At 63.8% G+C, this 14643-nt stretch carries 13 protein-coding genes and 1 riboswitch; of the genes, 4 read left to right on the top strand and 9 right to left on the bottom strand.

The genetic code is table 11. The features are described from left to right. Positions 1-154: 154 nt before the first annotated feature. From BXY53_RS00925 to BXY53_RS00915, 3 genes are all read left to right on the top strand, one after another. Positions 155-508: a CidA/LrgA family protein gene (locus BXY53_RS00925; protein ID WP_119060086.1), complete on the top strand. Its 354-nt coding sequence runs from the start codon at positions 155-157 to the stop codon at positions 506-508. Continuing rightward, positions 508-1233, top strand: coding sequence for an LrgB family protein (locus BXY53_RS00920; RefSeq protein WP_119060085.1), 726 nt, complete (start codon positions 508-510; stop codon positions 1231-1233). The genes BXY53_RS00925 and BXY53_RS00920 overlap by 1 nt, the downstream gene beginning before the upstream one ends. A gap of 262 nt (positions 1234-1495) precedes the next feature. Beyond that, a complete protein-coding gene (locus BXY53_RS00915) occupies positions 1496-1801 on the top strand; it encodes a septal ring lytic transglycosylase RlpA family protein (RefSeq protein ID WP_119060084.1) in 306 nt (101 codons plus the stop codon). A 30-nt stretch (positions 1802-1831) separates the two neighbouring features. Here the strand turns inward: BXY53_RS00915 and BXY53_RS13940 are convergent, their stop codons facing one another. The 7 genes from BXY53_RS13940 to uvrA form a co-directional block, all read right to left on the bottom strand. Next, positions 1832-2542, bottom strand: coding sequence for a hypothetical protein (locus BXY53_RS13940; RefSeq protein WP_147361461.1), 711 nt, complete (start codon positions 2540-2542; stop codon positions 1832-1834). Positions 2543-2573: 31 nt separating this feature from the next. Further along, the gene (thiC, locus tag BXY53_RS00910; protein ID WP_119060083.1) at positions 2574-4418 is read right to left on the bottom strand and encodes a phosphomethylpyrimidine synthase ThiC; all 1845 of its coding nucleotides are present in this window, start codon (positions 4416-4418) and stop codon (positions 2574-2576) included. Between the two features lie 79 nt (positions 4419-4497). After that, positions 4498-4610: riboswitch (TPP riboswitch) on the bottom strand. 143 nt (positions 4611-4753) lie between these two features. After that, complete coding sequence (locus BXY53_RS00905; RefSeq protein ID WP_119060082.1) at positions 4754-5275, bottom strand: YHS domain-containing (seleno)protein; 522 nt, start codon at positions 5273-5275, stop codon at positions 4754-4756. A 136-nt stretch (positions 5276-5411) separates the two neighbouring features. After that, positions 5412-5732: a hypothetical protein gene (locus tag BXY53_RS00900; RefSeq protein ID WP_147361460.1), complete on the bottom strand. Its 321-nt coding sequence runs from the start codon at positions 5730-5732 to the stop codon at positions 5412-5414. Between the two features lie 474 nt (positions 5733-6206). After that, complete coding sequence (locus BXY53_RS00895) at positions 6207-6548, bottom strand: DUF5615 family PIN-like protein (protein ID WP_119060080.1); 342 nt, start codon at positions 6546-6548, stop codon at positions 6207-6209. Continuing rightward, positions 6548-6796, bottom strand: a complete 249-nt coding sequence (locus tag BXY53_RS00890; RefSeq protein ID WP_119060079.1) for a DUF433 domain-containing protein — start codon at positions 6794-6796, stop codon at positions 6548-6550. The genes BXY53_RS00895 and BXY53_RS00890 overlap by 1 nt, the downstream gene beginning before the upstream one ends. Positions 6797-6841: 45 nt before the next feature. Then, positions 6842-9730 carry an excinuclease ABC subunit UvrA gene (uvrA, locus tag BXY53_RS00885; protein WP_119060078.1) on the bottom strand — a complete coding sequence of 963 codons (2889 nt, stop codon included), beginning with the start codon at positions 9728-9730 and terminating at the stop codon, positions 6842-6844. A 163-nt stretch (positions 9731-9893) separates the two neighbouring features. Here uvrA and BXY53_RS00880 point away from each other — a divergent pair, with 163 nt between their 5' ends. Next, positions 9894-11126 (top strand): pentapeptide repeat-containing protein, encoded by a 1233-nt coding sequence (locus BXY53_RS00880; protein WP_170144282.1) that lies wholly within the window; start codon positions 9894-9896, stop codon positions 11124-11126. Positions 11127-11129: 3 nt separating this feature from the next. Here the strand turns inward: BXY53_RS00880 and BXY53_RS00875 are convergent, their stop codons facing one another. Together BXY53_RS00875 and BXY53_RS00870 are read right to left on the bottom strand one after the other, a co-directional pair. Next, positions 11130-12587 (bottom strand): vWA domain-containing protein, encoded by a 1458-nt coding sequence (locus BXY53_RS00875; RefSeq protein WP_170144281.1) that lies wholly within the window; start codon positions 12585-12587, stop codon positions 11130-11132. Positions 12588-12603: 16 nt separating this feature from the next. Beyond that, the gene (locus BXY53_RS00870; protein WP_119060075.1) at positions 12604-14583 is read right to left on the bottom strand and encodes a vWA domain-containing protein; all 1980 of its coding nucleotides are present in this window, start codon (positions 14581-14583) and stop codon (positions 12604-12606) included. Between the last annotated feature and the right edge of the window lie 60 nt (positions 14584-14643).

The following is a 14643-nucleotide window of genomic DNA, read 5'->3' as shown; positions in this document are numbered from 1 at the left end:
TGCTCAGTCAGGGGCGCGTCATTGCGAGGGCCAAAGGGCCGAAGCAATCCAGCGGTCAATGGCGAATGTTCTGGATTGCTCCGCTGCGCTCGCAATGACAAGGGTTTAGCAGACTCGATGGATCGCGACGCGCTGCCGAGGCAAGGAGGCGCTGATGCTCGGCTATCTCACGCTCATTCTTGTCTGCCAGTTGATCGGCGAACTCTTCGTCACCGCCCTGGCGCTGCCCGTGCCGGGGCCGGTGGCAGGTATGGCCATCCTGTTTGCCGGGCTGGTCGCGCGCGGCGGCATCCCGGAGGATCTGGGTAACGTCGCGGACGTGCTGCTGAAAAACCTCTCGCTGCTATTCATCCCGGCGGGGGTTGGCGTGATGCTCCATGTCCAGCTTCTCCAGCGCGAATGGCTCTCGCTCACGGCTGCGCTCATCGTCAGCACGCTGCTAACCATAGGGGTCACGGCGGCGATCATGGCCTGGCTGCGACCGGGCGGGCCGGAAAAGGGTGAATGATGGACGGGCTTCAGGAACTGCGCGACATCTGGGTCTATCTGAGCGCCAGCCCGCTCTTGCACCTGACGCTCACGCTGGCGGCGTATCAGGCGGGGCTGTGGATCTATGAGCGCGCGAACCTCAACCCGCTGCTTAATCCGGTTCTGATCGCGGTCGTGCTGATCGTCGGGGCGCTGGTGGCGACGGGGACGGACTACAACACCTATTTCGACGGCGCGCAGTTCGTGCATTTCCTGCTCGGCCCGGCGACCGTGGCGCTGGCGATCCCGCTTTACCGGCAATTCGCGGAGGTCAAACGCTCGGCGGGCGCCCTGCTGGTCAGCGTCATCACCGGCTCGCTGACGGCGGCGCTGTCCGCGCTGGCGATCGGCTGGGCGCTGGGCGTCTCGCGGGATTCGCTGCTCTCGCTCGCGCCGAAGTCGGTCACCGCGCCGGTGGCGATGGGTATCACCGAGCAGCTTGGCGGCCTGCCCTCGCTGACGGCTGTTCTCGTCATCGTCACGGGCATCTCGGGCGCAATGCTCGGCCCGCCGCTCCTGAACCTTCTGCGGATCAAAAACTGGGCGGCGCGCGGCCTTGCGCTCGGCACGGCCAGCCACGGCATCGCCACGGCTCGCGCGCTCCAGGTCAACGAGATCGCCGGCGCGTTCTCCGGGCTGGCCATGGGGCTCAACGCGCTGGCCACGGCCATCCTGCTGCCGATTCTGCTCGGGTTCATTTTTTGACATAATTCACAATTACTTAACCTCCCCGGCCCCGGTCACCGCGAGTTCACCCAAGCGATCCAGCGGCGAAAGAGCGCTGGTTCCGCATCACCGCGGCCCGCCGCGCTCGCTGTGACGAGGCGTCACGCCCGCCGCGCAATCACCGGCATGACGTGACTCGGGGCAGCCCGATTGGCTTCAACAGGAGAGATGTTTGAAGAGGAATGTGTGCGTCCGCACAGGCGGACGGCTTGTGCTTGTTGCCGGCGTTTTGGTAACGGCAATGTTAAGTAGCGAGGCGATGGCGCGGCAATGCGGCGCCGCCTCATGGTACGGCGAGAAGTTCGCCGGCAAGCGCACCGCGAGCGGCGTGCGTTTCAATCCCAATGACATGGTGGCAGCGCATCGCAGCCTGCCCTTCGGCAGCCGGGTGCGCGTGACCGACCGGCGAACCGGGCGCAGCGTGTCGGTGAAAATCGTGGATCGCGGGCCGTATGCGCGCGGACGCGTGATCGACATGTCGAAGGCGGCGGCGCGCAAGCTCGGCTTTCTCCGGCGCGGCGTCACGCGGGTGTGCATTACGCGTTGAACGATCTTGCATAAGAGGGGGCGGCTGGCTTTATCCACTATTCTCGACAAAACCGATCTTGGCATACGACCAGAAGTCAGCCGCTTCCTTCTCGCGGTCTCCTAGAGCGTAAGTATAACGAACATGGAACAGCCACGCTGAAATACACAGAAGCTTTTCATTCAACCTCACGAATTCGTCCAAACGATCAATGTGATATTGGCGCTCATGTTTGTTTCTGTGGGCAATGCGATGGTTGCGAAGCGGAGTGAACTCAGCCCTTAGTTCTGCCAATTCCCAATCATTAGGAACCCAACTTTTCCTCGGCCAGAAAGTGCCAGATTTATGTGGCTCTGGCCATTTTTCAGGGAAATAGCACAGGAATCTACCAATATTATCTTTTGCTTGTTCTTTATTAGAGGCGGGTATCTTATCAAAGTCATCAATAAGACGGTTTTGCACAGGCTCTTTGGATAGGATTTTATGAATTGTCACCAAAGATAGCGCTTTTCCGTCATCATCCACTAAACGAAGGCAGGCCATCACGGTGTCTCGGAACAAAGCATCCAGAATGGCGAATAGCCGGCCTGACTGAGATAGCTTATGTAAGGCAGTTCGCCATTCGCCATCTTGCGCTGTGTAGAACTTGTGGAGCGTCAGGAAGTGAGACCAGGAGTTGCTGGCCATTTCCTGGTCCTCAACGAGGAGCCGAGTAATTTTGGCTCCTTCGTTGATTGTTTGTTCAATGTCGTTTGGCGTCATGCCTCTTGGGTAGCGCGATTCGGGATATGAGCTAAGGCTTCACATACAACTTCTCGCCCATCTCCCGAAACTTTTCGCTCATCTCTTCCATGCCCTTTTCGCGCGCATCCCCCACCGGCGCGTTCAGCTTCGCCGCGTAGTCGCGCACCTGCTGGGTGATCTCCATCGAGCAGAACTTCGGCCCGCACATCGAGCAGAAATGCGCCACCTTGTGCGCCTCCTTCGGCAGCGTCTCGTCGTGATATTCCCGCGCGGTGTCCGGGTCGAGGCCGAGATTGAACTGGTCCTCCCAGCGGAACTCGAAGCGCGACTTCGATAGCGCATCGTCGCGCAGCTGCGCCGCCGGGTGGCCCTTCGCGAGGTCCGCCGCGTGCGCCGCGATCTTGTAGGCGATCACGCCCTCCTTCACGTCGTCGCGGTTGGGCAGGCCCAAGTGCTCCTTCGGCGTGACGTAGCAGAGCATCGCCGTGCCGAACCAGCCGATCATCGCCGCGCCGATCGCGGACGTGATATGGTCATAGCCCGGCGCGATGTCGGTCGTGAGCGGCCCGAGCGTGTAGAACGGCGCCTCGCCGCAGGCCTCAAGCTGCTTCTCGACATTCACCTTGATCTTGTGCATCGGGACATGGCCCGGCCCCTCGATCATCACCTGGCAGCCCTTGTCCCACGCCACGCGGGTCAGCTCGCCCAGCGTCTCCAGCTCCGCGAACTGCGCCTCGTCGTTGGCGTCGTAGATCGAGCCGGGGCGCAGCCCGTCGCCGAGCGAGAAGGTGACGTCATACTGGCGCATGATGTCGCAAATCTCGTCGAACCGCTCATACAGGAAACTCTCCTTGTGCCCGGCCAGGCACCACTTCGCCATGATCGAGCCGCCGCGCGAGACGATGCCGGTCATGCGCTTGGCGGTCATCGGCACATAAGCCAGCCGCACGCCGGCATGGATGGTGAAGTAGTCCACGCCCTGCTCGCACTGCTCGATCAGCGTGTCCTTGTAGACTTCCCAGTCCAGCTTGACCGGATCGCCGCCCACCTTCTCCAGCGCCTGGTAGATCGGGACCGTGCCGATCGGCACCGGCGAATTGCGCAGGATCCATTCGCGCGTGTTGTGGATGTTGCGGCCCGTCGACAGGTCCATGACCGTGTCCGCCCCCCAGCGCGTGGCCCAGACCATCTTCTCGACCTCCTCCTCGACCGAGGAGGTGACGGCGGAATTGCCGATATTCGCGTTCACCTTGGTCAGGAAGTTGCGGCCGATGATCATCGGCTCAAGCTCGGGGTGGTTGATGTTCGCCGGGATGACCGCGCGCCCGCGCGCCACCTCGTCGCGCACGAATTCCGGTGTGATGAAGGGCGGGATCGCCGCGCCGAAACTCTCGCCGTCGGCCAGCGCGGCTTCCGCGCGCTCCAGCATCTGCTGGCGGCCAAGGTTCTCGCGATGGGCGATGTAGACCATCTCGTCGGTGATGATGCCGGCGCGGGCGCATTCCATCTGCGTCAGCGGCTTATCGCCCGTGCCGCGCAGCGGCTTCTCCTTGTTCGGGAAGTCGCGGGCGAGCCGGTCGCCGGTCACGTTGCCGTTGTCCTCGGGCTTGACGTCGCGGCCTTCGTAGCGCTCGACGCCGCCGCGGGCCTCGATCCAGGCCTGCCGTGCGCGGGGCAGACCTTTCTCGACGTCGATCTCCGCCGTCTCATCCGTGTAGGGGCCGGAGGTGTCGTAAGCGTGGAAGAACGGCTGGTCCGGGTCGGACAGCGCGATCTCGCGCAGCGGCACGGCAATGTGCGGGCGGCCTTCGGGCGCGCTGTGCACCTTCTTGCTCGCGGGCAGCGCACCGGTGGTGACCTTCGGGGCGGTCAAGGACTTGTCGTGGACGTTCATGGCGATCTCCCTTACCGACGTCGTTGCGCTTCACGGGAGATCCGGGATTTCTGGGCAGAGGATGCGGTGGCTGACGAGGCTGGTCTCACCTTTCCGTCCCTGCGCCGGTATGACCCGGATCAGGTTCAAAGGGTCGCCGGATGGCACCAATCCGGTCTCAGCCTGCTGCCGCAGGCCCCCCTCGGTACCAAAGACGGTAGCACAAAGAGCGCCGTCCGCGCGACACCGAAAATCCGGGTGCGCAGACGGCGCCTGCTCGGCGACCGGTCTCACGGGAAAGACGCCACGCAGGGGAGAGGGGAGAACGCGACGCCTTATACGCGGCCGCCGCGCAATCAGCCGGCGGTCGGCGCATCGGAGGTGAAGAACGGAATTGTGCGGTCGGAGGCCGGGTTGCCTTCAATGCCCGGCCAGTTCGACTGAGCTTTGTCGATATTGCCCGGGATGTCCTCTTCCCAGAAGCCGACGACGTTCTCCGTGATGTTCAAATAGAGCTGGCCGTCCACGATGCGCCAGAGGTCGGGGTTGCCCGGGACCTTGCCGCCCTTGGCGACGCCGTATGCGCAGTGGCCGTCATAGGCCGGCACGTATTTCTCGGGGTTCGCCAGAAACTTCTCACGGTTCTCTTCCGAGGCGAAGGCCCAGGTCGCGCCGTTGTATTCCGCCGTGATGTCCTTGCGGCCCGGTACCGCTTCAGGCTGCTTTTCGCCCACCGGCGCCTGCTCCATCTCGAAATACGCGACAACGTCGTGGCCGCTGATCGCAAAGCCGGTTTCATCAACGTACTGTTCGCCGGCTTGCGCGGCGCCGGCCCAGGAGAGCGCGGCGACGACCGCGAGGATTTGCACGAAACGCATGATGTTTCTCCATGACAATGGGTATAAAGGGATACCCAAAAACATATGCGCGTGTGCTCGCAGCTGGCCAGTCAAACGGGATCACAACAGCGTGCGCAGCCGGCGCCGAGGGTCGGGGGCGCAGTATACCGCGCTTCTAGGAGCCCGTGCGCGGCGCGAAGAAACAACGCCGCGTGCCGTCCGGCCGGTGACAGCGCCAGTATTTGCCGTCTTCACTCGGCAGCACCCGCTCATAGGGCACCGTCTCGCCGATATGGCGGATTTCATAGCCCGTTTCACCGACGGCTACCTTGTCGGCTGGTATGGCGAAACAGTCATAGTCACCACAACACCACTCCCCCGTTACGGGATTGCGGTACTCACCGCGTGAAATCCAGCTATCATGCGCAAAACCGGCGGCCGACGCACCGATCAGGCACGCGCCAGCCATCAGCCCAGCGAGGCCGTGTCTCAACATACTCTTAACCCTGCAACCCAATTTTCCGGACGCCGCTTGAGGCTGGCCTGGAGGGTAGCGGCGCAGGCGGCGGGCGCCGCGGGGTCGTTCGGCCTTCGAGACGTCGTTGGCCCGGACGGGCTGCAAGGCTCGGCCAGCCTGACATTAAAGTGTAGCAAGGAAATGCTGCGCCGCAAAGCGGCGGCGCATCGGATGGCGCCCGCAACCTGTGGGTGACAGGTGCGAATGGTTCATGGGCCGTTGACGGGCGGCGCGCCAGTACGGCTTAATTCTCCATGATGGGCTGCGATTCGCGTTTGGCGTGGCAGCGCAGGGGTGCCGGCCGGCCAGGAACGCGGCAACCTGACAAACGCAGCCGGCCGACAGTGCGGCCCGGAGGTTGTGGCTCCGGGCGCACCGCTACTTTTAAGCGCATGAATGTGGCGGAATGTGATCGCTATCCCCTAGCGTGCAGTCCAGCGGTCGAACGCGAGATCAGTCGACTGCCTCGATGCGATCACGGTATAGGCGCACCAAGCGGTATTCATCGCTCATGCGACACACGTCTCCCCAGACACGCTCTAAATAAGCTTCCAGTTCGGCAAACTTCATATTGCCCAAACGGATGTGGATAATGCGGGGAGTTGGCATGCCTACGAACATAAAGTCGGAAAAATCAGCGTCTTTGGTAACAATGGTCAGGTCGCGTTCGTGAGCAAACTTGCGGATTTCATGGTCGAGCCATGAAGGGTTGATGTCATGCACAAACAGATATTGGTCGGTCGACCAGATTTTCAGCTTCCGTGGGAGATTGGCATCAATCAGGTACTTAGCCATCAGGCCGTATCTTTGAAGCTGTAGCGATGCTCCATCAGGCTTGTCGCAAAGGCCAAGCTCGCAGAAATGTCTTCGGGCTCCAGCATTGGGAATTGTCGCAGAATCTCTTCCCGGCTTTCGCCCGCACTGAGATACTCAAGAACGGTCTGAACAGTGATCCGCATTCCGCGGATCGTTGGCTTGCCGTTGCACAGTGCCGGATCTACCGTGATCCGATCCGCGTAGCTAGGCGCTTCAGTCGTACTCATGAGATTGCTCACCGAAATCTGTCTCGGAAGCCAACATACCAAAAATCACTCCGCCGCGCGCGGGGGGCGCGCCGGGCGCCGGTCCAGCAACTGCTTCAGATACTGCCCGGTATAGCTCTCGCCGACCTTCGCCACCTGCTCCGGGGTGCCCTGCGCGACGACGCGCCCGCCGCCGTCGCCACCCTCCGGCCCGAGGTCGAGGATCCAGTCCGCGGTCTTGATGACCTCCAGGTTATGCTCGATCACCACGACCGTATTGCCCTGCTCGACCAGCTCGTGCAGCACCTCCAGCAGCTTCGCCACATCGTGGAAATGCAGGCCCGTCGTCGGTTCGTCGAGGATGTAGAGCGTGCGCCCGGTCGCGCGCTTGGATAGCTCCTTCGCCAGCTTGATGCGCTGCGCCTCGCCGCCCGATAGTGTCGTCGCCTGTTGACCCACCTTGATGTAATCCAGCCCGACGCGCTTGAGCGTGTCCATCTTCTCGCGGATCGACGGCACAGCCTTGAAGAACTCCGCCGCCTCCTCGACCGTCATCTCCAGCACGTCGGCGATCGACTTGTCGCGGTATTTGATCTCCAGCGTCTCGCGGTTATAGCGGTGGCCGTCGCAGGCGTCGCAGGTGACGTAGACATCCGGAAGGAAGTGCATCTCGATCTTGATGACGCCGTCGCCCTGGCACGCCTCGCAGCGCCCGCCCTTCACGTTGAAGGAGAAGCGGCCCGGCTTGTAGCCGCGCGCCTTGGCCTCCGGCAGTTCGGCGAACCAGTCGCGGATCGGGGTGAACGCGCCGGTATAGGTCGCCGGGTTGGAGCGCGGCGTGCGGCCGATGGGCGACTGGTCGATGTCGATGATCTTGTCGAGATGCTCGACGCCTTCCAGCTTGTCGTGCGCGCCGGGGGTCTCGCGCTTGCCGTTCAGCTTGCGGGCCAGCGCCTTGTAGATCGTCTCGATCAGCAGCGTGGACTTGCCGCCGCCCGAGACGCCGGTGACGCAGGTCAGCGTGCCCAGCGGGATTTCGGCGGCCACGTTTTGCAGATTGTGCGCCCGCGCGCCGGTGATGCGCAGCCGCTTGCCCTTCTTCCCCTTGCGCCGCTTGGGCGGCACCGGGATTTCCCGTGCGCCGGTCAAATATTGGCCGGTCAAGCTGTCCTGATTGCGCATGATCGCCTCCGGCGGCCCTTCCGCGACGACATGACCACCGTGCACGCCCGCGCCCGGCCCCATATCGACGACGTAGTCCGCCGCAAGGATCGCTTCCTCGTCATGCTCGACCACCAGCACGGTGTTGCCCAGGTCGCGAAGCCGCTTGAGCGTGTCGAGCAGGCGGGAGTTGTCCCGCTGATGCAGGCCGATGGACGGCTCGTCCAGCACATAAAGCACGCCGGTCAGCCCCGAGCCGATCTGGCTGGCGAGGCGGATGCGCTGGCTCTCGCCGCCGGATAGCGTGCCCGCGCCGCGGCTCAGCGTCAGGTACTCCAGCCCGACATCGTTGAGGAATTTCAGCCGGTCGCGGATTTCCTTGAGGATGCGCGCGGCAATTTCCTGGCGCTGCGCACTGAGCGCGTCTGGGACATTCGCGAACCATGCCGCCGCATCGCGGATCGACATGTCCGCGACCTCGCCGATGTGTTTGCCGCCAATCTTCACGGCCAGCGCCTGCGGTTTGAGCCGGTAGCCGTTACAGGTGCTGCACGGATGGTCGGACTGATAGCGGCTCAGTTCTTCGCGCACCCACGCGCTGTCGGTCTCGCGCCAGCGCCGCTGGATGTTCGGGATGACGCCCTCGAACGGCTTGGTCGTCTCGTAGGAGCGCAGTCCGTCGTCGTAGACGAACGTGATCTCCTCCTTGCCGGAGCCGAACAGGATGATATCGCGCACCTTCTCCGGCAGGTCGCTCCAAGGTGTGTTCATGCTGACCTTGCAGTGCCGCGCAATGGCCTGAAGCGTCTGGGTGTAATAGGGAGTGGTGTTGCCCGTGCGCGCCCAGGGGGCGATCGCGCCCCTCTGCAAGCTCAGGTTTGGATCTGGCACGATCAGCGCCGGCTCGAACTTCAACTCGGTGCCGAGGCCGTCGCAGTCCGGGCAGGCGCCATAAGGGTTGTTGAATGAGAAAAGCCGCGGCTCGATTTCGTCGATGGTAAAGCCCGAAACCGGACAGGCGAACCGCTCGGAAAACATGATGCGCTCCGGCTCGCCCTTGTCGTCCGTCTTGTCCGCGAATTCCGCGATTGCCAGCCCGTCGGCCAGCCCCAGCGCCGTCTCGATGCTGTCGGCCAGTCGGTTGCCGAGGTCGTCGCGCACGACGATGCGGTCCACGACGACGTCGATGTCGTGCTTGAACTTCTTGTCGAGCGCTGGCGCGTCGGTGATCTCGTAAAACTGCCCGTCGATCTTGACGCGCTGGAAGCCCTTTTTCTGCAGCTCGGCCAGCTCCCGCCGGTATTCGCCCTTGCGTCCGCGCACGATGGGCGCAAGCAGATAAAGCCGCGTGCCGTCGGGCAGAGCCATGACCCGGTCGACCATCTGCGTGACGGTCTGGCTTTCAATCGGCAGGCCGGTCGCGGGCGAATATGGCGTGCCGACCCGCGCGAACAGCAGGCGCATGTAGTCGTAAATCTCGGTGACCGTACCGACCGTGGAGCGCGGGTTGCGGCTCGTCGTCTTCTGCTCGATGGAGATGGCCGGTGACAGCCCCTCGATGCTGTCGACATCCGGCTTTTGCATCATCTGCAGGAACTGCCGCGCATAGGCCGAGAGGCTTTCGACATAGCGGCGCTGGCCTTCGGCGTAGATCGTGTCGAACGCCAGGCTCGACTTTCCGGAGCCGGACAGCCCCGTCATCACGATGAGCTGCTCGCGCGGCAAATCCAACGAGACGTTTTGCAGGTTGTGCTCGCGCGCACCGCGCACTGACAGCGTTTTTTGCAGTGTCATCCGCGTACTCTTAACCTTTGACGCTCATTCTGGCGCGGTTGTCGTGCAGGCCGGCACCGACGCCGTGGTTTGGTTGTTTCCCTCTGCGGACCATGGTTGCGGCCTCCGCGATCAGCGGGTATCCCCACTCACGACCGAACCGGCCGAGCCCCGAGTCCCTTCCATGAGCCACGTTACCGCCCGCGAGGCCATGAGCGATAATGACGCCAGAAACGCCGCGCTGCTGGCAGATGTCAACGCGGCAAGCGGCTCCGCGCGCCTTGGCTGGGTGGTGTTCATCGCGTTGCTGGCCTACTTCTTCGTCACGCTGGCTGGCATCTCGCACGCCGACCTGCTTTTGAATAACCGCGTTACGCTGCCCATCCTGCGGGTCGAAATCGGTTTGCGCGGCTTCTTCATCTTTGCGCCGGCCATCCTGCTCCTTTTGCATATCAACCTGCTGCTGCAGCACGTCTCGCTATCACGCAAGGTGCGGGAGTTTCACGAGCGTGTCGCGCGACAGGAAGGCCATGCCTTTATTCGTACGCACCGGCTACGCCTTCAGCTTCATTCCTATTTCTATGTTCAGGCCATCGCCGGGCCAAGCCGGAGTCGGCTGTTTTCCGCATTCCTCCACGCGATGTCCGCAATCACGCTTTGGCTTCTGCCGCTGGCGTTACTGATTTATTTCCAGATCGTGTTCCTGCCGTACCATGATCTCGAGGTCACGACGGCGCAGCGGGCCTATATCCTGGTCGATTTCCTGATTTTCGCGATCTTCTGGATCTTCCTTCACTTCCCGGCCGCGCGCTACATCAACGGTCTCGGGCAAAGCATTATCTCGTATCCGCTGAGCTTTCTCGCAATGATTGTGATCTGGGTTGCGGCGATGTTCTTTTCCTTCGCGGTGGCTACGATCCCCGAAGAGGGCGTCGACAGGGTGATGGCGTCGATCGAGCGGTTCCGCACGCCCGTCCCTTATGGCGCGTCAGCGCGGGATGCGCAGCGGTTCGCCTTCCTCCCGACAGCCTATCTGTTCGAGGGAGCGGTGAACCCGGTTTCCGGCGAGCGGCAGAGTTGGTTCTCCCGCAATCTCGTCGTGTCCGACACGGACCTGGTAGGTCTCGCCGATGCGCCGCGGACCGGGGTGAGCCTGCAGCTACGGGGGCGGGATCTGCGTTATGCGACTCTCGACCGCTCGAACCTGGACCGCGCTGATCTCACCGGTGCCAACCTGGCGGGGGCGAGCCTGCGCGAGGCCAAGCTGGAGAATGCGCGGCTGGTCGCGGTCAATCTGGCCGGCGCCGACCTCACCCAGGCGCAGCTTCAGGCCGCGAACCTTAACGGTGCGGACCTGCGGGGCGCGACGCTACGCGGCGCGAATATGCGCTTCACCGAAGGCGACTATCAGCGCTGATTACTAACGCATCAGCACCTCGACCTGCTGGGCGCCACCGCCGGCAAGCTCGAATTCGCGGACATACAGCCGTCCGCCGTGCTGCGCTTCAACGCGGTATCTGCCGGAGGTGAGAATATGCGTCGGGAACGCGCCTGCGCTCCGCTCCACGACCTGCCCATCCGCGGTCTTGATTGTCCAGCGCGTATCTGCGATCGCCTCTCCGCCGCGTCGCTCCGCCAGTCGGAACGTGACCTTGCTCGCATCGTGGATCAGAATCACCTCGCTCAGCTTACCGGGCTTCACCTCGACCTGAGACTCGACGATGGCGTTGCTGTCGCCGTAGTGGCTGACGACGTAGTAGGTGCCCGTGTTGAGGCGGATGGCCGGGCCGGACCGGGCATTGGCGATGATGCGCTCCCGGTTGCCGAACTGATCCGTGCGATCGGAATAAATGTCGAAGCGGGCATCATCCATGTCGATTGGCGCGCCGCTGGCCTGCCGCGCGTTCAGGCGGACCGCACCGGCCTTCAGAATGAGCTGTTCATGCGCCGGTTGACCGGGGGTCACCTGAAGCCGCTTGGTCGCGTGCGCCAGCCCCCAGGAGACGTTGATGAAATAGTTGCCCGGTTTCAGCTCCAGCGTTGGCTGGGCGTCCTGCATTTCATGCAGCATCTCGTAGCGGCCGTCATCGCCGGCGCGGCCGGAGAACACCCGCCAGACGATCCCACGCGTGATACGCTCCTCGCTGCCGGACAGGAACGCCGTGAGCTTGATCGGGACCGGCGCCTCGGGGTCAACATTTTCCGGCACCACGGACTGGGTCGTCTGGGGCGGCGCGGTGATGCGTGCGGCGACGTCGGCCAACGCTGCGTCCAGCGTTTCGCGATTGCTGGCGAACTTGAAAATTCCGCCCGACGGCTCGGCGACGCAGGCCAGTTGCCGCAGCTGCTCTTCCTTGCCGGTCTTGTCGAAGGCAATGGCGTGCAGCGTCATCTGCGGCACCGACTGGGCAAGCTGCCGCGCGCGTGCGCAGGGGTCGCCCTCGCAGTTGTCCAGCCCGTCGCTCAGCAAAACAATGTGCTTACGGCCGGTCTCTTTCGCCATTTCGTCTGCGGCGGCGTCGAGTGCGGCAGCGATGGGCGTGGAGCCTTTCGGCGAGATATTCTTGACCGCGCTGGCATAGCCGGCGGCCTCGACCTCGCCGACTTCCTGGAGGACCGCGAAGTCATCGCAGCTCGCCTTTTCCTGGTGGCCGTAAGCCATCAGGCCGAGTTGGAAGGCGCCTTCCTGCTGCTTGAAGAAGCGCGCCAGGGCTTCGCGGGCATGCACGACCTTGTTCACGCCGTCGATCTGGCCCCACATGCTACGTGAGGAGTCGAGGATCAGCATGACCTTGTCGCTCTGCGCCGCGGCGGGCGCGGCGAACAGGGCAGTCGCACCGAGCGCCAGCACGCCCGCGAGAATGGGCTGAACTTTCATTTGCCTTCTCATCTGGCTATTCCGCCACGATCTCTACCACGGTCGTCTGGTTCGCCGAGACCGTAAAGGCTTGCCGCACGGTCTGTCCTTGCCGCTCCGCGATGGCGACATATTGACCGGCGCGCAAATACGGCTCGGGCACTGTTTCCGTCGAGGTGTAGATCTCTTCGCCGTTGCTGTCGCGGATCGACCAGTTGACGCGTCCGAGCGTCAGTCCGCCCTTGACCTTGACGAGGCCAAGCTGCGCGCGCCCAGCATTGTGGGTGAAGCTGAGGCTCCGGGTCTTGCCCGGCTCGATCGAGACCTCCTGCGTCTGCACGGCGTTGGCGAGGCCATAGGCGCTGACGACCCGATAGCGCCCGGCGGGGAGGAAGCCTTCGTACTGCGCCTGCGCGGATGTCTGGACCAGTTCGGCCTCGCCGCCATCCAGCCGGAACATGCGATAGACCACGCCGGCATCGAGCGGGCCGGATTGCCCTTCAAGCCGCGTCTCGATCTGCAGGCGGCCCGCGGGCAGGCTGAGCGAGGCGATCCGCTGTTCGCCCGCGCTGATCTCCGCGGTGGTGCTTGCGCTCGCCGCATCCAGACGGGCTTCGACGCGATATTCGCCTTCGGGCAGCGTGAACACGGGTTCGCGCTGCGCCGAGCGGGTCACCTCGCGCCAGCCATCGCTGTTGCGCGCATGGACAGAGAACAGGGTGCCTCGCGGTGTCGCCTCGCCGTCCGCCACGCGTGCTTCGACTCGCAGCGTGCCGGCGTTCAGCGCCAAATTCCGTCCGAGGATCGCGCCGGCTTCCAGCTCGACGGTGTCCGCGGCCTCGGCCAACCCGTGGCGTGCCACGACGCGATATGCGCCCGCGGGGAGATAGAAGCTCGGCTGCGGTTGGCTGGAGCGCGCAACGAGTTTTCCGGGTCCGCTGCCCTGTTCCAGTTGGTGCACATAATAAAACACATCGCCAACAGGCTCACCGCCCGCACGCGCTGCGCCCGAAAGGTTGAGCACGCCGGCATTGAGGTCGATCGTGATGTCCTGCGCGCGCCGCGGCTTCACCGCAATCTCCCGACTCGCGCTCACCGTGCCATAGTCCACCTCGACACGGTATGTGCCGGGCGGCAGATTCACCTCCGGCTGCGCGTCAGCCCCGCGCCAGACCTCGGAAGCGTCCCCGCCTGTCGGCTCCAGCACCCGCCACGCGAGACCACGCGTTATAGGCTCCTTGCCCTCGGCCAGGACGGCGCGCAGCGTCACCACCGGCGACTGGCCGGGGCGGAACGGATTGATGGCGGGCAGCGGCGGCGCATTCTTCTGCTGCGCTGCCCGTGGACGCGGCCTGGGTGCGTCCGGCGTCTCGCTGCCGGTGAGCGCGGTGCGGACGAACGTGATGACCTCGTCGCGGTTTTCGGTGTCCTTGTAGGCGCCGCCCGTGCCGTCGGTAATACACTGCAGCCCGCGGCGTGTCTCGGCATCGGCGTTCAGCGAAACCGCGTCGATGCGCACTCCGCCGGTGCGCTCACTGAGGTCGCGCGCGGCGGCGCAGGTGTCAGGGATGCAGGTGCCGGCTCCGTCACCTACCACGAGGATGCGGCCCCGGCCGCCCGCCGACTGGATCGCCTTCACCGCGCGCTCAAGCGCCGGAAACAGGGGCATCCGTCCGCGATCCGGTATGGCCTCATCCAGCGCTGCGTCCAGCGCGCCACGGTCCAGCGGCGCGAATGGCACCGCCTCGGTCACGGCCTCGCAGCCAGCATCCGGCTGGTTCCCGATCACGTAAAGCCCGAACCGCGACTGTGCTGCCAGGTTCTGGGCCGCGCCGGCCACTGCCTCGCGCGCGACTTGATACTTGCGCCCGCCTTCGATTGGTGCCCACATGCTGTTGGTCATATCGAGGATCACCACGCGACTTTGTGCGAGCGCGGAACCGCCTAACGGCCCCATCGCAGCAAGCGCGAAGAGCGCGGTCACAACGGCAAAAAACTTGATGAAAAGCCCTCTCATAGCGCAAACATTCCCCCGATTTCGCATAATGTCCAGCACTCTCCTCGCGTGGGCGCGAGT

Source organism: Dichotomicrobium thermohalophilum, from assembly GCF_003550175.1.
Taxonomy (GTDB): domain Bacteria; phylum Pseudomonadota; class Alphaproteobacteria; order Rhizobiales; family Rhodomicrobiaceae; genus Dichotomicrobium; species Dichotomicrobium thermohalophilum.
The sequence above is the reverse complement of the archived record's forward strand: the minus strand, read 5'-3'. Positions and strand labels throughout refer to the sequence as shown.